Origin of the sequence: Microbacterium testaceum (assembly GCF_006539145.1) — a bacterium.
Classification (GTDB): Bacteria; Actinomycetota; Actinomycetes; order Actinomycetales; family Microbacteriaceae; genus Microbacterium; species Microbacterium testaceum.
In genome coordinates this window covers 201,849-222,512 of record NZ_BJML01000003.1, presented here as the reverse complement: position 1 = coordinate 222,512, position 20,664 = coordinate 201,849, and the positions used below count along the sequence as shown (strand labels likewise).

At 69.7% G+C, this 20,664-nt stretch carries 18 protein-coding genes; 8 read left to right on the top strand and 10 right to left on the bottom strand.

Annotation, left to right across the window (positions count from 1 at the left end):
• Nucleotides 1-115 precede the first annotated feature (115 nt).
• The 3 genes from MTE01_RS07335 (at nt 116) to MTE01_RS07325 (ending at nt 6,280) form a co-directional block, all read left to right on the top strand.
• On the top strand, nt 116-4,798 hold the full coding sequence (locus MTE01_RS07335) for an ATP-dependent helicase (protein ID WP_141376590.1): 4,683 nt from the start codon (nt 116-118) through the stop codon (nt 4,796-4,798).
• Complete coding sequence (locus tag MTE01_RS07330; protein ID WP_103206816.1) at nt 4,791-5,567, top strand: DNA-formamidopyrimidine glycosylase family protein; 777 nt, start codon at nt 4,791-4,793, stop codon at nt 5,565-5,567. Before MTE01_RS07335 ends, MTE01_RS07330 begins: the two co-directional genes overlap by 8 nt.
• A 269-nt stretch (nt 5,568-5,836) precedes the next feature.
• Complete coding sequence (locus MTE01_RS07325; RefSeq protein ID WP_246078072.1) at nt 5,837-6,280, top strand: transferase; 444 nt, start codon at nt 5,837-5,839, stop codon at nt 6,278-6,280.
• A gap of 73 nt (nt 6,281-6,353) precedes the next feature.
• Here MTE01_RS07325 and MTE01_RS07320 read toward each other — a convergent pair whose 3' ends face one another.
• Complete coding sequence (locus tag MTE01_RS07320) at nt 6,354-6,743, bottom strand: DUF1304 domain-containing protein (RefSeq protein ID WP_116238696.1); 390 nt, start codon at nt 6,741-6,743, stop codon at nt 6,354-6,356.
• 170 nt (nt 6,744-6,913) lie between these two features.
• On the opposite strand from MTE01_RS07320, the gene MTE01_RS07315 reads away from it, so the two are divergent.
• The 4 genes from MTE01_RS07315 (at nt 6,914) to MTE01_RS07300 (ending at nt 10,351) form a co-directional block, all read left to right on the top strand.
• Nucleotides 6,914-7,504, top strand: a complete 591-nt coding sequence (locus MTE01_RS07315) for a LysR substrate-binding domain-containing protein (RefSeq protein WP_246078059.1) — start codon at nt 6,914-6,916, stop codon at nt 7,502-7,504.
• 75 nt (nt 7,505-7,579) lie between these two features.
• Nucleotides 7,580-8,308: a glutamine amidotransferase-related protein gene (locus tag MTE01_RS07310; protein ID WP_141376588.1), complete on the top strand. Its 729-nt coding sequence runs from the start codon at nt 7,580-7,582 to the stop codon at nt 8,306-8,308.
• A 110-nt stretch (nt 8,309-8,418) separates the two neighbouring features.
• A complete protein-coding gene (locus MTE01_RS07305) occupies nt 8,419-9,234 on the top strand; it encodes a TspO/MBR family protein (RefSeq protein ID WP_141376586.1) in 816 nt (271 codons plus the stop codon).
• Nucleotides 9,235-9,304: 70 nt separating this feature from the next.
• The gene (locus MTE01_RS07300; protein WP_141376584.1) at nt 9,305-10,351 is read left to right on the top strand and encodes a sodium:calcium antiporter; all 1,047 of its coding nucleotides are present in this window, start codon (nt 9,305-9,307) and stop codon (nt 10,349-10,351) included.
• A gap of 12 nt (nt 10,352-10,363) precedes the next feature.
• Here the strand turns inward: MTE01_RS07300 and MTE01_RS07295 are convergent, their stop codons facing one another.
• The 8 genes from MTE01_RS07295 to MTE01_RS17000 form a co-directional block, all read right to left on the bottom strand.
• Complete coding sequence (locus MTE01_RS07295; RefSeq protein WP_103206822.1) at nt 10,364-10,549, bottom strand: hypothetical protein; 186 nt, start codon at nt 10,547-10,549, stop codon at nt 10,364-10,366.
• A gap of 117 nt (nt 10,550-10,666) precedes the next feature.
• A complete protein-coding gene (gene treZ / locus MTE01_RS07290) occupies nt 10,667-12,418 on the bottom strand; it encodes a malto-oligosyltrehalose trehalohydrolase (RefSeq protein ID WP_141376582.1) in 1,752 nt (583 codons plus the stop codon).
• Between the two features lie 92 nt (nt 12,419-12,510).
• Complete coding sequence (gene treY / locus MTE01_RS07285; RefSeq protein WP_141376579.1) at nt 12,511-14,916, bottom strand: malto-oligosyltrehalose synthase; 2,406 nt, start codon at nt 14,914-14,916, stop codon at nt 12,511-12,513.
• A 5-nt stretch (nt 14,917-14,921) separates the two neighbouring features.
• Entirely contained in the window at nt 14,922-17,144 is a 2,223-nt protein-coding gene (gene glgX, locus MTE01_RS07280; RefSeq protein WP_246078057.1) for a glycogen debranching protein GlgX, read from the bottom strand.
• Between the two features lie 81 nt (nt 17,145-17,225).
• A complete protein-coding gene (locus tag MTE01_RS07275; protein WP_141376577.1) occupies nt 17,226-17,714 on the bottom strand; it encodes a glutaminase in 489 nt (162 codons plus the stop codon).
• Complete coding sequence (locus tag MTE01_RS07270) at nt 17,711-18,565, bottom strand: transposase (RefSeq protein ID WP_103207097.1); 855 nt, start codon at nt 18,563-18,565, stop codon at nt 17,711-17,713. The genes MTE01_RS07275 and MTE01_RS07270 overlap by 4 nt, the downstream gene beginning before the upstream one ends.
• Before the next feature lie 21 nt (nt 18,566-18,586).
• Nucleotides 18,587-19,264, bottom strand: a complete 678-nt coding sequence (locus tag MTE01_RS07265) for a GTP pyrophosphokinase (RefSeq protein ID WP_103206826.1) — start codon at nt 19,262-19,264, stop codon at nt 18,587-18,589.
• A 43-nt stretch (nt 19,265-19,307) separates the two neighbouring features.
• On the bottom strand, nt 19,308-19,451 hold the full coding sequence (locus tag MTE01_RS17000) for a hypothetical protein (RefSeq protein WP_170210644.1): 144 nt from the start codon (nt 19,449-19,451) through the stop codon (nt 19,308-19,310).
• 118 nt (nt 19,452-19,569) lie between these two features.
• Between MTE01_RS17000 and MTE01_RS07260 the strand changes: the two genes are divergently transcribed.
• A complete protein-coding gene (locus MTE01_RS07260) occupies nt 19,570-19,896 on the top strand; it encodes a DUF7882 family protein (RefSeq protein ID WP_103206827.1) in 327 nt (108 codons plus the stop codon).
• A gap of 3 nt (nt 19,897-19,899) precedes the next feature.
• Here the strand turns inward: MTE01_RS07260 and MTE01_RS17330 are convergent, their stop codons facing one another.
• The gene (locus MTE01_RS17330; RefSeq protein WP_141376575.1) at nt 19,900-20,664 is read right to left on the bottom strand and encodes a MarR family winged helix-turn-helix transcriptional regulator; all 765 of its coding nucleotides are present in this window, start codon (nt 20,662-20,664) and stop codon (nt 19,900-19,902) included.

Here is a 20,664-nt window from a genome sequence, read left to right as displayed (position 1 = left end):
GCCCGATCTCTCGGCAGTCGGACCGGCCGACGGAAACCACGTACGACGAGGACGTTCCGCGGCGAGCGAACGTCAACCCCGACCCGATGTCGGAGGTCCGGGAGAGGATGTCGGCATGGCCGACGTGCTGGAGAGATTCGGTCCTGCGACGCAGGACTGGTTCCGTGGCGCCTTCTCGGCGCCCACCAACGCGCAGAAGGGGGCCTGGGAGTCCGTCTCGTCGGGCCGCAACGCCCTCGTGGTCGCCCCGACCGGTTCGGGCAAGACGCTGTCGGCGTTCCTCTTCGCGATCGACCGGGTGTTCCGCGAGAAGGGCCCCCAGGTCCCGGATGCCGCTCCCTCGCCGCGCGGCCGGCGTTCGGCGCCGAAAGCCCCCAAGGCGATCCCCACCGACACCCGCATCCTCTACATCTCTCCGCTGAAGGCTCTCGGCGTCGACGTGGAGCGCAACCTCCGCTCGCCCCTCGTCGGTATCGGTCAGTCCGCTCGCCGCCTCGGCATCGAAGTGCCCTCGGTGACCGTGGGAGTGCGCTCGGGAGACACGAGCTCGGGCGACCGCCGCAAGCTCGTAACGGCCCCGCCCGACATCCTCATCACGACGCCCGAGTCGCTGTACCTCATGCTCACGAGCCAGGCGGCCGAGACCCTGCGCGGCGTGCACACCGTCATCATCGACGAGGTGCACGCTGTCGCGGCGACCAAGCGCGGTGCTCACCTGGCGGTGAGCCTCGAGCGTCTCGACGCCCTGCTCGACAAGCCCGCACAGCGCATCGGCCTCTCGGCGACGGTCCGGCCGATCGACGAGGTGGCGCGGTTCCTGGGCGGCGCGCAGCCGGTCGACATCGTCGCTCCCAAGGCCACCAAGGCCTTCGACCTCTCCGTCGTGGTCCCGGTCGACGACATGCTCAATCCGCCTCCTCCACCGGGGTCTCCTGCCCCCGACGAGGCGGGTGACGGCGAATGGTTCTCCGACCGCCCCGAGAGCACCGAGGTGTCGGGCTCGGTGTGGCCGCACGTCGAAGAGGCGATCGTCGACCGCATCCTCGAGCGACGCTCGACCATCGTCTTCGCCAACTCGCGCCGCCTCGCCGAGCGCCTTACTGGTCGCCTGAACGAGATCTACGCCGAACGGCAGGGCATCGACGTCCCCGAACCCACGGTGCCCGCGGCCACGATGGCGCAGGCGGGTTCTTCTGAGGGTGTCGCCGCCATCCTTGCGAAGGCCCACCACGGCTCCGTGTCCAAGGAGCAGCGCGCTCAGGTCGAAGACGAGCTGAAGTCTGGCACCCTGCGCTGCGTCGTCGCCACGAGCAGCCTCGAGCTCGGTATCGACATGGGGTCCGTCGACCTGGTCATCCAGGTGGAGTCGCCGCCCAGCGCGGCATCCGGTCTGCAGCGCGTCGGCCGCGCCGGCCACCAGGTCGGCGAGGTCAGCCGAGCCGCGCTCTTCCCCAAGCACCGCAGTGACGTCCTGCACACCGCCGTCGTCACCGAGCGCATGTTGGCGGGGCGTATCGAGGCCATCTCGGTGCCGCAGAATCCCCTCGACATCCTCGCCCAGCAGACCGTCGCCGCCTCGGCCCTCGGGTCCATCGACGTCGAGGAGTGGTTCGAGACGGTCAAGCGCAGCGCGCCGTTCCGTTCGCTTCCGCGCTCCGCCTACGAGGCCACCCTCGACCTGCTGGCCGGTCGCTATCCCTCCGACGAGTTCGCCGAGCTGCGGCCGCGTCTGGTGTGGGATCGCGACGCGGGCACGCTGACCGGGCGGCCGGGCGCACAGCGTGTCGCGGTCACCAGCGGCGGCACCATCCCCGATCGCGGTCTGTTCGGTGTCTTCGTGGCGGGAGAATCGCAGAACGCCCGCGTCGGCGAGCTCGACGAAGAAATGGTGTACGAGTCCCGCGTCAACGACGTCTTCACTCTCGGTACCACCAGCTGGCGCATCGTCGAGATCACTCACGACCGTGTCAACGTGCTGCCCGCCTTCGGGCAGCCCGGCAAGCTGCCGTTCTGGCACGGCGACGGCATCGGACGCCCCGCCGAACTGGGCGAGGCCCTCGGCAAGTTCTCCCGCGACCTCGCCGCCGCCGACCGCGGCACGGCCGAGGAGCGCCTGCGCGAATCGGGGCTCGACGACAACGCCATCACCAACCTTCTCGCGTACCTCGCCGAGCAGCGCGAAGCGACGGGGACCCTCCCGACCGACCGCACCCTCACCGTCGAGCGCAGCCGCGACGAGGTCGGCGACTGGCGCATCATCCTGCACTCCCCGTACGGCATGCAGGTGCACTCGCCGTGGGCGCTCGCGGTCAACGCGCGCATCCGCGAACGTCTCGGTGTCGAGGGCGCGGCGGTCGCGAGCGACGACGGAATCATCGCTCGGGTTCCGGATGCGGCGGCGGAGCCGCCCGGAGCCGACCTCTTCGTCTTCGAACCCGACGAGCTCGAGCAGATCGTCACCGACGAGGTCGGCGGCTCCTCGCTGTTCGCTTCACGCTTCCGGGAATGCGCCGCGCGCGCCCTGCTCCTTCCCCGACTGAATCCCAACCGCCGCTCTCCGCTCTGGCAGCAGCGCCAGCGCTCGGCGCAACTGCTCGAGGTCGCCAAACGGCATCCGGCGTTCCCGATCATCCTCGAGACGCTCCGCGAGGTCCTCCAAGACGTCTACGACCTCCCCGCTCTTCTGCGCCTCACGCGGCAGATCGGAGAGCGCAAGATCCGCCTCGTCGAGATCACGACGTCGCAGCCGTCGCCGTACGCGCGGGATCTGCTGTTCGGTTACGTCGGCGCCTTCATGTACGAGGGCGACTCGCCGCTCGCCGAGCGTCGAGCGGCGGCGCTGTCGGTCGACCCTGCACTGCTCAGCGAGCTCTTGGGCAAGGTCGAGATGCGCGAGTTGCTCGACCCCGACGTCATCGCCCAGTTCGAGCGCGAAGCGCAGCGCCTGGATCCCGACCGCCGAGCCCGCGGCGTCGAGGGAGTGGCCGACCTGCTGCGCATCCTCGGACCCCTCGACGCGACCGAGGTGGCGGCGAGGCTCGACACCGACGGCGACGCGCTGGTCGACGCCGAGCAGCACCTCGCCGCCCTCGTCGATGACCGACGCGCGATTCGCGTGACCATCGCGGGTATCTCACGAACGGCCGGAATCGAAGACGCCGGTCGCCTGCGCGACGCTCTGGGCGCCGCTCTCCCCGTCGGGATCCCCCACGCGTTCCTCGAACCCTTCCCCGATCCCCTCGGCGATCTCGTCGCCCGCTTCGCCCGCACGCACGCGCCGTTCGCGACCGATGCCGTGGCAGAACGCCTGGGCGTCGGCGTGGCGGTCGCACGGCTCACGCTGCAGCGCCTGGAGTCTCAGGGGCGCCTCGCGAGCGGGTTCTTCCTTCCCGAGGCGTCGGGCGGCAGCCGCGGCGACGAGACGGAATGGTGCGACGTCGAGGTTCTCCGCCGTCTGCGCATGCGCTCACTGGCGGCCATCCGCGGCAGCGTCGAGCCGGTCCCTCCGGCCGCGTACGCGCGGTTCCTTCCCGTGTGGCAGCACGTGGGCCGTCCGCTCGAGGGCATCGACGGGGTGCTCGCCGTGATCGAGCAGCTCGCGGGCGTTCCCATTCCGGCGAGCGCGTGGGAATCGCTCGTCCTGCCGTCCCGGGTGCTCGACTACTCCCCGGCGCTGCTCGATGAACTCACCGCCACCGGAGAAGTGGTCTGGTCGGGCCATGGCACCCTTCCCGGTCGCGACGGATGGATCGCTCTGCACCCGGCCGAGGCGGCGCCGTTCACCCTGCAAGACCCCGAAGACACCGACGATCCCGCGCCCGATTCTCTCGAGGCGCGCATCATCGCCGCTCTCGAGGGCGGAGGCGCCTACTTCGCCACGCAGCTGAAACAGCTCGCCGGTGCCGAGAACGAGCAGTCCGTCAACGACGCCCTGTGGGCGCTGACCTGGGCGGGCCGGGTCACCAACGACACCTTCGCCCCGGTCCGCACCCTGCTGAGCGGCAGTGGCCAGTCGCACCGTGTCGCCCGTCGCGCACCTCGCGCTCGGATGTACCGCGGCGCCACCATGCCACGCTCTTCCTCGACACCGCGTCCGCCCTCCCTGGGCGGACGATGGTCGCTCCTCCCCGAGCGCGAACAGGACCCCGCCACCCGTGCGACGGCCACGGCGAGCCTCCTTCTCGACCGGTACGGCGTCGTCACGCGTGGCGCCGTGCAGTCAGAGGGCGTGCCGGGCGGCTTCGCCCAGGTGTACCGCATCCTCGCCGGCTTCGAAGAGGCCGGCCACTGCCGACGCGGGTACGTGATCGAGAAGCTCGGCGCCGCACAGTTCGCGGCCTCGGCGACCGTGGACCGGCTGCGCGAATTCGCGGCGGTCGCCGACCCGCCGCCCCTGCGCACGGTGACGCTCGCCGCCACCGACCCCGCCAACCCCTACGGCGCCGCGCTCGGCTGGCCCGCGATCGAGGGGGTCACTCATCGGCCGGGCCGCAAGGCCGGCGGACTCGTCGTGCTCGTCGACGGTGAACTCACGCTTTACCTCGAACGTGGCGGTCGCAGCGCACTCGCGTTCACCGACGACGAGGCGGTGCTGCAGGCGGCGGCGCGCCACCTCGCCGAGACCGCCAAGAAGAGGCGTCTCGAGACCCTCACCGTCGAGCAGGTCAACGGCGAGTTCGTCTACGGCACCGCGGTGGGCCGCGCTCTTCGCGAGGGCGGGTTCGTCGAATCGCCCAAGGGTCTGACGCTTCGCAAACTCACCGCCGGCGACACCCTGCGCGAGGCCGCCCGTGCCTGAAGGCGATACCGTCTACCGTGCCGCCGCGAAGCTGTCGGCGGCCCTCGCCGGCAAGGTGGTCACACGGTTCGACATCCGTGTGCCGGGGAGCGCCACCGCCGACCTGCGCGGCGAGACGGTGCACGAGGTCGCCGCCCGGGGCAAACACCTCCTGCACCGCATCGGCGGCTACACCCTGCACTCGCATCTGAAGATGGAGGGCCGGTGGGACGTCTACCGTCCGGGTGAACGCTGGCGGCGCCAGGCGTTCAAGGCGCGCGCGATCGTCGGCGTCGCGGGCGCCGACGCCGTCGGCTTCGATCTGGCCATGGTCGAGGTCCTGCGCACGAGCGACGAGCACACCGTGATCGGGCACCTGGGCCCCGACCTCCTCGCCGACGACTGGGACGAAGCCGAAGCCGTCCGCCGCGTCTCCGCCGACGAGAGAGCAGCGCACGTCGCGTTGCTCGACCAACGCAATGTCGCCGGCTTCGGCAACGTCTACGCGAACGAGCTGCTCTTCGTCCGAGGCATCGCTCCGACCACTCCCGCCACCGATATCGACGCTCAGGCGACCATCGCGCTCGGCGAGCGGATGATTCGCGCCAACCTTCCGCGCCCCGAACGCACCTTCACCGGTGACAGCCGGCCCGGGCGTCGGTTCTGGGTCTACGGGCGAGAGGGGGCCCCGTGCCGCCGCTGCGGGACACCCATCCGCGCGACGTCCCTCGGCGCTTCCGCCACGAGTGAGCGCAACGTCTACTGGTGCCCCACCTGCCAGCCCGGCTGACACGGCGTGCACGCGGCCGACGGAGGCCGGGGCTCTTGCGCGAACCGCTGCTCCGCGGGGGACCACGCGGGACACCGCAGAGGACGGACCCTCTTCGCGCCCCGTGTCAACCCGTCCGGCTCCTTCTTCCGAGCGTGCGAGAACAGGGGGACGACTCCACGTCGCACCCCGCGCGTCGCCCTTTCCTCGACATCGAGGAAACCGATCACGGTACCGGCGACGAAGAAGCATTCGAGGGAATGAACACCGTTCCCGACCCGTTGTGATACATGTCGGCTCAACCCGATGACCGACCGGAGGGGATCGTGGGAAAGAACTACATCGACATCGAAAACGACCACGGCGAGACGCTGCGTTACCGCAAGCACGTCAACGGTCGCGGACTCGTCGCGCACGGCGCGAAGGTCCACCCGTCGGCGCTGGTCGAGAACGGCGCCTACGTCGAGCCCGGCGTGCAGATCGCCGCGGGTGTTCGTGTCGGCCGCGGTGCCTGGATCGAATCAGACGCCGTGATCGGCCCGGAGGCGCACATCGAGCCGCACGCGCACATCTGCGCGGGGGCGGTCATCGGCGCCGGCGCTCACATCGGCGTCCGCACGCAGGTCGGCCACAACGCGCGCATCGCGATGGGCTCGCTCATCGGCGACGACGAGATCATCAATGACGGCGAGGCCGTGGCGACCGACCGTCGGGGACTGCGGCTGGCAGCCTGACGCGCGTTCGCCGCGGCATCCACGACCCGCACGACTCTTCGAAGCGTGCGGGTTTTCGCGTCGCCGCGCGGCGTCAGGCGAAGATCGCCAGAATCAGTCCGATCAAGGGCAGCGTGCCCTGGATGCTGGCCGGACGCAGGTACTTCGCCCCCGAGGTGATGAGCACGAGGGCAGCGGCGAGCATCGAGCCGAGCGAGAAGATCAACAGGGTGCGACCCGCGACGTCGCCGATGCCGTTCACCACCCAGAAGACGATGCCGACGATCGCGCCGACCGCGAGGAACAGGTTGTAGAAGCCCTGGTTGTACGCCATCGGGCGTGTGGCATCCGCCGTCTGCTGATCGGCGATCCCGAACACCTTCCATGTCTTCGGCTGTGTCCAACGCACGCTCTCGAGCACGAAGATGTATACGTGCAGGAGGGCCGCGAGTCCCGCGAAGACGAGTGCCAGGATGCCGATCATGCATCCCACGTTAGTGCCGCGGTTAGCCTGGAGCCATGGCGAAAGGCAGTGGGTCCCGCGGGCGCAGTGGCGCACCTCGGCGTGCGGGCGGTGCAAAGCCCGCCGCGTCGGGGCGGGCGCGCACGACGAAGCCGAAGCCTCCGGCGGAGCGAGCGGCCCCGCCACGCGAGGTGCCGCGCGACTTCGTGCTCGGGGCCATCCCCGGGGCGACCCCCGGAAAGTGGATCGGCCTGTGGCGCGAGCGGATGCCGCATGTCCCTCTCGAGTTGCGGGAGCTCGTCGTCGCGACCCAGCTCGAGGCGCTCGACGACGTCGATGCGGCTCTCGTTCGGCTGCCCGTCGAGGAGTCCGACGACGTGCACGTGATCCCCCTCTACGAGGAGGAGCCCGTCGTGGTGATGTCGGCCGACTCCCATCTGACGGCCGCGGACGAGCTCGAGCTCTCCGACCTGCGGGGCGAGGTCGTCATCGCCGCCGCCGACGACGTCTTCCACCTGTCGATACCGGATGCCGTCGCCCCGGCGTTCGCCACTCCGGCGGATACCGCCGAAGCCATCGCGACGGTGGCCGCGGGGGTCGGTGTCGTAATCGTGCCGATGTCGCTCGCGCGGGCTCACCAACGTCGCGACGTCGAGTACCGCGTCCTGCGGGACGGTCCGCGATCGACCGTTGCGCTCGCGTGGCTCCGCGATCGCACGACCCCCGATGTCGAGGTCTTCGTGGGTATCGTGCGCGGTCGCACCGCGCGATCCTCGCGCTGAGGGGGCCGGCGCACCCACGTTTCACTCCGTGTCACCCCCTGACCGCACGAGAAGGCGCCCGCGTAGAATTTCGGGATGACCGGTTCCCTGCTCTACGTCTGCGTCCGCCCGCAGCGTGAGGCGGCCGTGGCCGAATGGGCCTCGTTCCGCGACGGTCTGGGAGTGCGCGACGACGATCTCGTGCACCACGATCTCGTCCGCGAGCCGCTCCCCGCGGATCTGGACCGATACGCCGCGGTGGTCGTCGGCGGAAGCCCTTTCAACGTCACCGATCCCCACAAGAGCGATGAGCAGCGCCGCCTCGAGCGCGACCTCGAGCGTGTCGCCGGTGCGGCCATCGAGGGTCGTACGAACGCACTTTTCACGTGCTTCGGGATCGGGGTCGTCACGCGCCTTCTCGGCGGGCGGGTGAGTCTGCTGCATCCCGAGGGCACGGGACCCGCCGATATCGCGCTGACCGAGGCGGGGCGCGAAGATGAGCTGTTCGGCATCCTGGAACCCCGCTTCGAGGCGCTCACCGCTCATAAGGAGGGCACGGCGACCGTTCCCCCGGGCGCGACCCTGCTGGCCGAGAACGATGCGTGCCCCGTGCAGGCCTATCGCGCCGGATCCGGGCTGTGGGCCACGCAGTTTCATCCCGAGCCCACGACCGACGCGTTCGTCGCGCGCATGGTCGTCTACCGCGACGCGGGATACTTCGACGCCGACGCGTTCGACGAGGTCTCGGCGCACGTGCGCACCGCCTCCGTCGAGCAGCCCACACGCCTTCTGCGCTCCTTCGCCGCGCGCGCCGTCGCCGCCTGAGCCCGCCGCCCCGATGAGGAGCGCACTCGACGGCGCGCCGTCGACGGATGTTCGTCGCGCGATGTCAAGCCCAACCCCCGCATTTAGCTAGCTTTTCTAGTATTCCGGGTATGAACACAGCAGCTCAGCGGCGGGGCAGCGACCTCGCTCGTCAAATCGTCGTCCTCTCCGCGGTGTCGTTCATGCTCATCGCCGCCGTGATCGGCGCCGGCGCCTTCGGCAACTCCGCCGTGCAGGATCAGCAGGGCGGCGCGCTCAACACCGACGGCTCGTATCTCGCGCCCGCAGGTCCCGCCTTCTCGATCTGGTCGATCATCTACCTCGGCCTGATCTCATACGCGATCTGGCAGGCCCTCCCGAGCCAACGCACCAGCCCGCGCCAGCGTGCCCTCGGCTGGCTCGTCGCCCTGACGATGACCCTCAACGGTCTCTGGCTCGTGGCGGCCCGCTTCGGCACGCTGTTCCTCACGGTCGTGGTCATCGCGCTCCTGCTCGCCGCCCTCGGCTGGACCTTTCGCGTCGCCGTCTCGACCCGCGAGCCGCGCGGCGGCGTCGTCGACTCCGTCCTCATCGACGCCGTCACGGGCCTTCACCTCGGCTGGGTCACCCTCGCCACCGTCGCGAACACTGCCGCCTGGCTGACGACCATCGTGCCGAAGGAGTGGGAGAACGCCGCGGATGCCATCGGCATCGCCGTCCTCATCGTGGTGGCTCTCATCGGCCTGGCGATCGCGTGGCGGAGCTCGTGGCGCCTCACTCCCGCACTCGCCCTGGCCTGGGGTCTCAGCTGGCTGGCCGTCGAGCGTTTCACGGGCGAGCCCCAGAGCGCGCCGATCGGCGTCACCGCACTGATCGTCGCCGCGGTCGTGCTGCTGCCGCCGGTGATCGTCAACGTGCTGCGCCTCATCCGCCCGAGCGTCGACTGACCGCCTAGGCCCTCGGCATCCGTCCCGCAAGAGGGGCGGATGCCGAGGGTTCCGGGAGTTCAATCAGTGCGTGGACTCCCTCCCCTTCGCCCTGCTCGTCGTCGTCTTCGTCGCCGCCGCCGCCGTGGTGTGGGTGGCGGGAATCCACCTGTCCAGGGCCACCGACGTCCTCGACGCGCGCCTGCACCTGGGGAGCGCGCTGGGTGGTCTGATCGTGCTGGCCGTGGCGACCAATCTCCCCGAGATCGCCATCACCGTGTCGGCCGCGGTCTCGGGAAACCTCGAGGTGGCCGTCGGCAACATCCTCGGTGGAATCGCCCTGCAGACCGTGGTGCTCGTCATCCTCGACGCCTTCGGCAAGCGGGGGCGCGGGGTGAAGCCGCTCACTTACCGCGCGGCGTCGCTCACTCTCGTTCTCGAGGGACTGGTCGTGGTGGCCGTGCTGGCCGTGGTGATCGCCGGAAGCCAGCTGCCGGACGGACTCGAGGTGCTGCGGCTGACCCCCGACGTCGTCCTCATCGCCGCCCTGTGGGTCGTCGGGCTGATCCTGGTGCAGCGCGCCGGAAAGCACCTGCCCTGGAACGAGGACGGTCATGCTCCGAACGCGAGCCCGAAGCCGTCGAAGGCGGACAGCGGCACGAAGATGAGCACGACGACGGCGGCGATCATCTTCTCGGTCTCCGCTCTCGCGACGCTGGTGGCCGGTGTCGTCCTCGAACGCGCAGGAGATGCGGCGTCGTCGCAGATCGGCCTGTCCGGGGTGCTGTTCGGCGCCACCGTTCTCGCCCTCGCGACATCGCTCCCCGAGATCTCGACGGGTCTTCAGGCGATCAAGCAGGGCGACGACAACCTCGCGATCAGCGACATCTTCGGCGGCAACGCCTTCTTGCCCGTGCTGTTCCTGCTCGCAACCGTCATCTCGGGATCCGCGGTCCTCCCGCGGGCCGACGGCGCCGACATCTACCTGACGGCACTGGCAGTCCTGCTCACGCTCGTGTACGTGGTCGGGCTGATCTTCCGCCCGCAGCGACGGATCATCGGGATGGGCGTTGACTCGTTCGTCGTGCTCGTTCTCTACGCGCTCGGCATCGCGGGCCTGTTCGCCGTGTCCGGCTGACCCGGCGGCGGATTAGGAGCGGCCGAGGTCGATCTGCCGCTGGATCTGCTCACGAGCGCGGCCGAGTTCGCTGTCGGGACGGTGACGGGGAGTCCCCCACCCTCCGCCAGAGCGTCGGACCGCGGCGAGGATGACCACGGCGGCGGCGATCGCCACGAGACCAGTGGTGGACAGGGCAGCGACGAGTCCGGCATCCATGTTCCGCTCCTTCGTGAGGTACACCCCACGCTCGCATCCGCCGTCGGAGCCGTCAACCCCGCGCGGGAACGACAGACGGCCCCGCCCCGTGCGAGGGCGGGGCCGTCCGGCGCAGCGTCAGAGAGCGGGGCCGACGATGGCGCTCGCCCCGGCCGGCACCGTCACCTCGGAGCCGTCGAACACGACCCCCTCTGCCGTCGCCAGCAGCACGCGAGCGCCGGATGCCACCGACGTCGAGGACTCGACCTCCGAGAGGTTGACGATCACGACGAGGTCGCGACGCCGGAGTTCGTACACGCGCCCGCCCCGGGCTTCTCGTGCGTTCGCCGACAGGCCCTCCCGCGAGGGGTCGGTCAGCTCCGGCCGCTCGCGCCGCAGCTTCGCGAGCTCCCGGTACAGAGCGAGGAGTTGGGCGTGGTCGCCATCGCCGACCTCGTCCCAGTCGAGCTTCGAGTTCTCGAAGGTCGAAGGGTCCTGCGGGTCGGGGACGGTGGACTCGTCCCAGCCCATCTTCTCGAACTCGGCGATGCGCCCTTCCGCCGTGGCCTTGCCGAGCTCGGGCTCGGGGTGCGAGGTGAAGAACTGCCACGGGGTCGTGGCGCCCCACTCCTCGCCCATGAACAGCATCGGCGTGCCGGGCGCGGTCAGCGTGAGAACGGCGGCGGCGGCCAGTCGGTCGTAGCCGAGTGTCTGCGACAGACGATCGCCTGCGGCACGGTTGCCGATCTGGTCGTGGTCCTGGGCAAAGGTCACGAGACGCCAGTTCGGCACGTCCTCGGGGATGGGCTTCCCGTGCTCCTCCTCGCGGAAGGACGAGTACGTGCCGTCGTGGAAGAACCCGCCCTCACTGACCTTCCGGAAGGCATCGAGATCGGCGAAATCCTCGTAGTAGCCGATCGTCTCGCCGGTCAGGGCCACGTGCGCGGTGTGATGCCAGTCGTCCGACCACTGCGCGGTCAGGCCGTACCCCCCGGCCTCGCGCGGGAGGATCAGCTTCGGGTCGTTCATGTCGCTCTCGGCGATGGTGGTGAGCGGGATGCCGCGATGAGCCGACAGGGCGTCGGTGCGTTCGGCGATCTCCTGCAGCACGTGCGGGTCGCGGTGGTCGAGCAGCGCGTGCACGGCATCCAGGCGCAGGCCGTCGACGTGGTAGTCGCGCATCCACATCAGGGCGTTCTCGACGATGTAGGCGCGCACGGCGTCTTCGTCGAGGTTGACCGAGTCGCCCCACGTGTTGCGGCTGCCCTCGCGGAGGTATTCGCCGAACTCGGGCAGGTAGTTGCCCGAGGGACCGAGGTGGTTGTAGACGACGTCCTGGATGACGGCGAGACCGGCCGCATGCGCGGCGTCGACGAAACGCTGGTACGCCTCGGGCCCGCCGTAGGCCTCGTGCACGGTGTACCAGAGCACCCCGTCGTAGCCCCAGTTCCACGTGCCGTTGAAGCCGTTCACCGGCAGCAGCTCGACATGCGTCACACCCAGGTCGACGAGGTGGTCGAGGCGGCCGATCGCGGCATCCAGGGTGCCCTCGGGGGTGAAGGTGCCGAGGTGCAGCTCGTAGATCAGCCCGCCGGCGAGCTGCCTGCCCGTCCACGCGGCGTCGTTCCAGGCGTACACCGAGGGGTCGAACCAGGCCGACGCCTCGTGCACGCCGCCGGGCTGACGCCGCGAACGCGGGTCGGGGCGCAGGTCGTCGCCGTCGCCGAGCACGAAGCCGTACCGCTCGCCGTCGGCGAGGTCGACGGGCGCCGTCCACCAGCCGTCGGCGGCGCTTTCCATCTCGATGTCTTCGACGACCGTGTCGCCGCTGTCGTCCAGCCGGCGCACCCGCACCCGCGAGGCTTTCGGCGCCCAAACCTCGATGCTCATGGGGGTTTCCTTCCGCGTGAGGGGTCAAAAAGTGTCGCCCCGCGCCGCGTGAGGCGACAAGGAGTGGCCCCTCACGCGGCGGGAGACGGGGGTCAGAAGATCAGCAGGGCCACCGGGTAGACCGCGAGCAGGTCGGCCACCGGCACGGCGCCCCCCGCGAACGAGCGACCGGTCAGCACGTCGATGACAGGCGTGTCCGGCAGCAGCACCACCGTTTCGCGCCAGCCGCCCGCGGCCATCAGTCCGTGTGGCAGGCGCGTCGCGACCGCGAACACTCCGCCGCGGTCGAAGGCGACGACGTGGTCGGCAGCCGCACCGGCCGCCTCCAGCGGACGGTAGATCTCGAGCGGGTGCTCCCGACGAAGACGCAGGGCGCGCGAGGTCACGAGCAGCTTGGCCGCCCCCGTGGCATCCACCGCCGGAGGACGAGCCCCCGGAGCGTCGATCGACGCGAGAAGGCGACGACGCTCGGCGAAGTCCACCGCGCGACGGTTGTCGGGGTCGACGAGCGACTGCTCCCACAGCTCGGAGCCCTGGTAGACGTCGGGGACGCCCGGACCCATGATCTGCAGAAGCTTGGCCGAGAGGCCGTTCGACCAGCCCGCGGGCGAGATCTCGTCGACGAAGGCGCGTACGCGCTCGGCGGCGGGCCCGGTGGCCGCGTCGACGACCGCGTGCATGCGCTCCTCGAAGGCCTCGTCCTGCTCCCACCAGCCGGTGATCTCGCTCGCCTCGCGCGCCGCCTTCTCGGCGTACGCGTGCAGCCGCTCGCGGTAGACCTTCAGGCCCTCGGGCGTGGAGGCGGATGCCGGCCACGCCCCCACGATCGCCTGCCAGAGCAGCGCGTCGAAAGGACCATGACCGGTCGAGGCGATGCCGCGGAACTCCTCGAGTCGCGCGGCCCAGGTCTCCGGGATCTCGGCCAGCACCGCGATCCGGGCGCGCGTGTCCTCTCCGCGCTTGGTGTCGTGCGTCGACAACGTGGTCATGGCGGTGGGCCACGATGCGTGGCGCAGGGCCTGCGCGGTGTGGAAGCCCGCCACGTCGAGGGAGAACTCCCCCGGATCGCCGCCCACCTCGGTGAGCGAACCCAACCGCGTGTAACGGTAGAACGCCGTGTCCTCGACCCCCTTGGCCATCACGGGGCCGGTCGTCTGCTGGAAACGCCAGGCGACCTCGAGGCTCGTGTCGGCGAGCACCGGGACGAGCTTCTCGATCACGTCGCCCAGCTCGGGACGACGCACCTCGGCGTCGCCCGCGGCGGCGTCGAGGTGAGCGCGGCCGGCGGGGAGGTAGGAGCGGTACACCGGGAAGCACGCGAGGATCTCGGCCAGAGCGTCCTGCAGGACCTCGACCTCGAACTCTTCGCGCAGCACCGCGGGGAGCCCGCGCACGAGGCGGCGGATCTCCGAGACCTGGATGGAGTCGGCGATCTTGCGCTTCGTGTCGTGGATGAGATCGTGCCAGCCGGTGAGGGCGGGAAGGTCGCTGTCGGAGCGCAGCCGCGCGTCGAGAGCGTCAAGAGCGGACTCACCCGCGGGGTCGGTGAGGACGCGGTCGATCTCGGCGAGAGCGTCGTAGCCGGTCGTCCCCGCGGTCTTCCACCACGAGGGCAGCGCTTCACCGTGCTCGAGGATCTTCTCGCCGAGCACGTAGCCCACCTCGCCCTCGCCCGCCTCTTCGAGAGCGACGGCGAGCCGGTCAAGGTACCCGCCGGGGTCGACGAGCCCGTCGGGGTGATCCACGCGCAGGCCGTCGGCGAGGCCCTCGCGCACCCAGCGCAGGATCTCGGCGTGCGTGGCGTCGAACACCTCGGGCAGCTCGACGCGGACGCCCGCCAGGGTCGTCACGGCGAAGAAACGGCGGTAGTTGAGGTCGGCCGCCTCGTCCTGCCAGAACCGTAGCTCGAAGTTCTGCGCGTCGAGCAGAGCGGCGACGGCCTCGCTCGAGCCCGACGCCGCGGCATCCGTCCCTGTTCCCGGCGCGACGGGGAAGACGTGGTCGTAGTAGCGGATCAGCCCGTCGGGGGCGTCGTCGGCCGGTGTCGGGTCGTACGTGATCTCGCCGATCTCGTCGGCCAGGTCCGCGCCGAGGATCGGAACGCGCAGCCTGCCGTGACCGAACTCCCAATCGATGTCGAACGCCGCGGCGTGCGCCGAGGCGCGGCCCTGGCGCAAAACGTCCCACCACCACGCGTTCGCGCGCGGCTCCGAGACGCCCATGTGGTTGGGCACGATGTCGACGAGGATGCCGAGCTCCGCGGCGCGAGCGGCATCGACGAAGCGCGAGAGCCCCTCGGCGCCGCCGCGCGCGGGGTCGACGCGCGTGACATCGACCACGTCGTAGCCGTGGTCGGACCCGGGTGTGGCCTCGAGGATCGGCGAAAGATACGCCCACGAGACCCCGAGGTCACGGAGATACTCCGTGACCTCGGTGGCGTCGTCGAGGGTGAACGATTCGCGGATCTGCAGGCGATAGGTCGAGAGCGGAAGCCGCATGGGACTCAGAGCTCCGGCTTGGGTGCCTGGCCGGGCATGTCGTCGGTCCCGATCACCTGGATCTGCGCCGTGAGGGAGGCCGCGACCGAGTGGTCGATCTCCGGTTCGGGCAGGTGGTGCTCGCGCAGCACGATGAGCGACTTCGGCTCGAGCGGCAGCGTCTGCCCCGGGTCGAGCGGCTCGGTGTTCGCGCGCTCGCCCGCGGTGTCGACGTAGGCGTCCCACTTGGGGGCGTACTCGAAGTCGGGGAGGCGGAAGTCGACCCTGTCGTCGCCGGCGTTGAACAGCACGAGGAAGTGGTCGTCGCTGATCGACTCGCCGCGGCGGTCGCGCTCGCGGATGCCCTGACCGTTGAGGAAGACCCCCACCGCCAGACCGAAGCCGTTGTCCCAGTCCTCGGGCTGCATGAGCGAGCCGTCGGGACGCAGCCACACCACGTCGGGGATCGGCGCCCCTTCCTCCATCTTCACGGGGCGGCCGTCGAAGAACCGGCTGCGGCGGAAGGTCGGGTGCTGCTTGCGCAGGCGAGCCAGAGCCGCGGTGAACTCGACCAGGGGGGTGTCGATGCTCGACCAGTCCACCCACGTGATCTCGTTGTCCTGCGCGTAGCCGTTGTTGTTGCCGCCCTGCGTGCGGCCGAGCTCGTCGCCGTGCAGCAGCATCGGCACGCCCTGGCTGAGCAGCAGCGTCGCGATGAAGTTGCGCTGCTGCTGCGCTCGGCGCTTGAGCACCTCGGGGTCATCGGTGGGCCCCTCGATGCCCATGTTGCTCGACCGGTTGTGCGACTCGCCGTCGTTGTTGTCTTCGCCGTTGGCGTCGTTGTGCTTCTCGTTGTACGACACCAGGTCGCGAAGCGTGAATCCGTCGTGCGCGGTGACGAAGTTGATGGATGCCACGGGGAAGCGCCCCGAGTGCTCGTACAGGTCGGCCGAGCCGGTCAGGCGCGAAGCGAACTCGCCCAGAGCCTGCGGCTCACCGCGCCAGAAGTCGCGCACGGTGTCGCGGTACTTGCCGTTCCACTCGGTCCACTGGGGCGGGAAGTTGCCGACCTGGTAGCCGCCGGGACCGACGTCCCACGGCTCGGCGATGAGCTTGACCTGCGAGACGATCGGGTCCTGCTGCACCAGCTCGAAGAAGGCCGCCAGGCGGTCGACCTCGTAGAACTCGCGGGCGAGGGTCGAGGCGAGGTCGAAACGGAAGCCGTCCACGTGCATCTCGAGCACCCAGTAGCGCAGCGAGTCCATGATGAGCTGCAGCGTGTGGGGGTTGCCCACGTTCAAGCTGTTGCCTGTGCCGGTGTAGTCCGTGTAATAGCGCTTGTCATCGTCTTCGAGGCGGTAGTACGCCTCGTTGTCGATGCCGCGCATCGAGAGGGTCGGGCCCATGTGGTTGCCCTCGGCCGTGTGGTTGTAGACCACGTCGAGGATGACCTCGATACCCGCCGCGTGCAGAGCCTTGACCATGGCCTTGAACTCCTGCACCTGCTGACCGTGGTCGCCGGTCGAGGAGTAGGTGTTCTGCGGAGCGAGGAAGGCGATCGTGTTGTAGCCCCAGTAGTTCGACAACCCCTTCTCTTCGAGGGTGGAGTCGTTGACGAACTGGTGGACGGGCATGAGTTCGATGGCGGTGATGCCGAGCTTCTGCAGGTGCTCGATGACCGCGGGGTGGGCGATGCCGGCATAGGTGCCGCGCAGTTCCTCGGGGACGTCGGGGTGGAGCTGAGTGAGGCCGCGCACGTGCGCCTCGTAGATGAACGACTCGGCGTAGGGGATCTTGGGCTGCCGGTCGCCCGACCAGTCGAAGAACGGGTTGATCACCACGCCCTTCATCATGTGGGCGGCGGAATCCTCGTCATTGAACGAATCGGGGTCGCCGAACTCGTAGCTGAAGACGGGCTGCCCCCACTCGACCTGACCCTCGACGGCCTTGGCGTAGGGATCGAGGAGGAGTTTGGCGGGATTGAAGCGCTTGCCGTTGGCGGGGTCGTACTCGCCGTGCACGCGATAGCCGTACCGCTGTCCGGGCTGGACGTTGGGAAGGTACGCGTGCCAGACGAACGCATCGACGTCGATCAGCTCGAAGCACGTCTCCGTTCCGTCCTCCTCGAAGAGGCAGAGCTCGACCTTTTCCGCTCCTTCACTGAACAGGGCGAAGTTCGTCCCGTTACCGTCGTAAGTGGCCCCGAGGGGATAACTGGATCCTGGCCATACCTGCTGCACGTCGCTCACGATAGACCAGCGTCGTTTCCGGGTACTGCCGCGATCACGGCTGTTGACAGCCGCTCCACCCCCGACTATGCGCGCCGGTGTCTACGCCCGCTCCGGTGGATGCCGCAGAAGCTCGATGCGCTCATCGACGTACCGGCCCAACGGCATGAATGCTCCGGCCGCACTCCATCGGACGAGGAGCTCCCCGTCGCGAACGGCCACGGGTGTCGATGCGGCGCCGACCCCGGCGATGTCGATGGCCTGCCATCCGATGTGCACGGTCTCGCCCTCCGGCACGCCGCCCCTCGCCGCCGCGGCCGAGAGCTCCGCGCGGCGGCGCTGTGACTCCGCCGCGAATCCGCGTCGAACCTCCGGACGCGAGCGCACGATGTCGCCCGTCGCGAGAAGGGCGTCCTCGGTCAGCAGGAGGACGCCCAGGTGCCAGGCCGTTCCGCGCGACGGGATCCGAGCAGCCCTCGGGATGCCGAGGAGCCGTCGGCCCTCCTGCAGCTCGCCGAGCCTCTCGCGCGGAACGTCGGACAGGCGTGCGCGGGCGTGGTCGAGGATCGCGGAGAGAGAGGAGTCGCTCATCGGTCGGATCCTTCGTCACGCGCGACTTCGGCCCGCTCGACGGCCTCGACCGCCGTCCGCACGGCAGCGCGAGCGCGGGTCCGCTCGGTCGTGCGCCGGGTGAGCGCGGCGTCCGCTTCGGCAGCGCTCTTCTCCGCGCGCTCCAGGTCGGCGCGAAGACCCTCTGCACGCTCGCGGGCGCGGGTCGCGGACTCGCGCGCTGCGTCCACACGCCGATCGGCGGCGGCATACTCGCGGTCGGCGTCGGCCTTCACGCGCTGCGCCTCCCGTACGACCCGTTCCGCGTCCTTGCGCGCTCGACGGGAGGCGAGATCGTCGGGGGAAGGCGCGGCCTGCGGGATGCCGTCCGGGACGGAGCCGGCGACGGCCTCTCCGAGCGCCCCGTCCCGCAGCTCGGCGAGGTCGATCGCCGAGATGAGGCGTCCCGTCAGGACGGCGGCCGCGGCCGTGGCGTCGACCACCGCGGCGTTCACGGTCTTCTCGACGGCGTCCGACATCGCCCCGCTCAGCGGGACCCCCGCCGCGGCGGAGAGCTCCCCCGCCCGGCGGGCGAGGGCCGCGACCAGCTCCCGGCGCTGACGCCCCAGCCGCCCGAGCTCCGCGGCATCCAGATCGTCCTGCGCCTCACGTAGGGCGCGCGAGAGGTCGACGGCCTCGCCGAGTCGCCCGTCGCGCACGAGGAGGTTCACCGCCCAGGCTGCGACCGTGGGTTTGCGCAGCTTCGCGACTCGTCGCCCGACAGTTCTGCTCTCGGCCGCAGCGCGTTCGTTGCGGGCCGCGGTGAAGCGCGAGGGGGGCACGAGGAGGAGTTCGGCGGCGACCTCGTCCACGCGGGCGTCGTCGTCGCTCATCACCCCATTGTGTCGCCCGCGTCAGAGCGAGACCACTCCGGGGTGCGCGCCGCGGATCTCGCGGTGCAGCCGCTCCATGCGGGTATCGAGCTCGGCGGCGGTGTCCGCCGCGTCCTTGAGCTCGGCGAGCAGATCGTCGGGAACCAGACGGTCGTACTTGTAGTAGATCTTGTGTTCGAGACTCGCCCAGAAGTCCATGGCGATCGTGCGGAACTGCACCTCTACCGGCACGTCGACGCGACCGGTCGACAGGAAGACCGGCACCTCCACGATCACGTGCAGGCTCTTGTAGCCGTTCGCCTTCGGGTGGGCGATGTAGTCCTTGACGTCGCGCACGGTGATGTCGTCCTGACGCGTCAACAGGTTGGAGAGCCGGTACGCGTCGTCGATGAAACTGCACGTGACGCGGATGCCGGCGATGTCGGTGATGCCGGCGCGGATCGAATCGAAGTCGGTCTCGATGCCCTTGCGACGAACCTTGTCGACCAGGCTGTCCGGCGACTTCACGCGGCTCGAGACGTGCTCGATCGGGTTGTACGCGTGCATCTCCTGGAACTCTTCGCGCAGGATCGAGATCTTGGTCTCGACCTCGGCCAGCCCGAAGCGGTACTCCATGAGGAAGCGTTGGAACTCGTCGCGCATCGCCCTCAAAGCCGCGCTCGAGACGGTGATCTGCTGTTCTTCCAGCGGGTCCGGCATGGTCTCGACCGTAGCGAACCCGACTACGAGGCCGCTGGGAGCATCACGCTCGGGGTGGTTCGGCCGTCGCTCGGGGAACCAGCTCGCCGTCGATGACGTCGATTCCGATCAAGCCCTGGAACACGTCCGGAAGGTCGTCCGGGTCGTTCCACGATTCGGGATGCCGAGGACCGGGGGGATTGGTCACGGCGCCCTCCTTCCGTGAAATATGGCTACTGTGCCAGGCGCCGCCGCCACGCCCGGCGGTCTTGACACCTGGCATCTCGCCGCGTATCGGCGGCGGGGTCTGGCGTATCGTGGGCATCATGGGGACCATTCACTACGGTGGCAGCGGGACGACCGTCCACATCGAGGACCGCGCCCTGGCCCACCTCAAAGTCGTCATCTCGACGAAACTGCGCCGCGGCGAGAGCTTCACGCTGTCGTGGCGGCACCGCGACGACGAGGAGCGCGGACGCAGCACCCTCTGGCTGCACCCGGCGATTCCCCTGCGTTTCGTCTTCGACAACAGCGAACCGACCACGCTCAGCCGGGAGTGGATCGAGCGGTTGGCCGACTCCGCGAACTCCTCGGGCGGCATCATGCTCGTCCCCGAGGACATCTCTCCGACGGCCGAGGCCGAGAGAAGCTAGCGCTCAGCCCTCTTCGACGAGGGCGTCCTCGCTCGGCTCCGGCGTGATCGCCAGGCCGTTGGGGCCGGATGCCGCGAGCATCAGGTCTTCGACCCAGACGCGGTTGATACGAGGCTGACGGCTGCCGTAGAAGTGGAACTGGATCGGCACCGAGGGGTGCATCCAGAAACTGCGGCGACCGCTGCCGTCGCCGACCTCGACGTCGAACATGAACGACTCGGAGCGTCGAAGCTTGTTCATCACGACGATGCGCAGGTGCGCAAGAGTGCGGTCATCGATGTCGACCGCGTTGGCATCTTGCAGCCGGCCTAGGCAGGCGATCACCGCCGCGCTCTCTTCGGGGCTCATGTCGACGACAGCCGCCATCATGCGAGCGTGCATCGATCCGAGAGTCGCGCGCACTTCTTCATCGCTCGCGGCGGTCGCGACGATGAAAATGCTCCGCCGATCGGTGGGGTGCGGAACACGCGTGACGTGGCCGGTCTTCTCGAGACGGTCGACGATGGCCGTCGTCGAGGCCGTGGACACGCCCAGGTACCGAGTGAGCTCGCTCGGCGACACCTGGCGGTTCTGCCCGGCGGCCCGGATGAGGTAGCGCAGGACGAGCAGCTCGTTCTCGCCCATCGACATCGATTCGCGCGTACGCCGACGCATCGCGACTTCGGCAGCGCGGTAGACGCGGAAGGCCTGGAGGACCTCGACCGCACGGCGGCGACGATCCTCGTCACTCGCGCCGTACCAGTAGCTCGACTCGGGCCCTGTCTCCAC

Excerpts from the sequence above, each read along its gene's own strand:
- MTE01_RS07335 (WP_141376590.1), top strand. The coding sequence starts at position 116 with ATGGCCGACGTGCTGGAGAGATTCGGTCCTGCGACGCAGGACTGGTTC.
- MTE01_RS07325 (WP_246078072.1), top strand. The coding sequence starts at position 5,837 with ATGTCGGCTCAACCCGATGACCGACCGGAGGGGATCGTGGGAAAGAAC.
- MTE01_RS07320 (WP_116238696.1), bottom strand. The coding sequence starts at position 6,743 with ATGATCGGCATCCTGGCACTCGTCTTCGCGGGACTCGCGGCCCTCCTG.
- MTE01_RS07310 (WP_141376588.1), top strand. The coding sequence starts at position 7,580 with ATGACCGGTTCCCTGCTCTACGTCTGCGTCCGCCCGCAGCGTGAGGCG.
- MTE01_RS07305 (WP_141376586.1), top strand. The coding sequence starts at position 8,419 with ATGAACACAGCAGCTCAGCGGCGGGGCAGCGACCTCGCTCGTCAAATC.
- MTE01_RS07295 (WP_103206822.1), bottom strand. The coding sequence starts at position 10,549 with ATGGATGCCGGACTCGTCGCTGCCCTGTCCACCACTGGTCTCGTGGCG.
- treZ (WP_141376582.1), bottom strand. The coding sequence starts at position 12,418 with ATGAGCATCGAGGTTTGGGCGCCGAAAGCCTCGCGGGTGCGGGTGCGC.
- treY (WP_141376579.1), bottom strand. The coding sequence starts at position 14,916 with ATGCGGCTTCCGCTCTCGACCTATCGCCTGCAGATCCGCGAATCGTTC.
- MTE01_RS07275 (WP_141376577.1), bottom strand. The coding sequence starts at position 17,714 with ATGAGCGACTCCTCTCTCTCCGCGATCCTCGACCACGCCCGCGCACGC.
- MTE01_RS07270 (WP_103207097.1), bottom strand. The coding sequence starts at position 18,565 with ATGAGCGACGACGACGCCCGCGTGGACGAGGTCGCCGCCGAACTCCTC.
- MTE01_RS07265 (WP_103206826.1), bottom strand. The coding sequence starts at position 19,264 with ATGCCGGACCCGCTGGAAGAACAGCAGATCACCGTCTCGAGCGCGGCT.
- MTE01_RS07260 (WP_103206827.1), top strand. The coding sequence starts at position 19,570 with ATGGGGACCATTCACTACGGTGGCAGCGGGACGACCGTCCACATCGAG.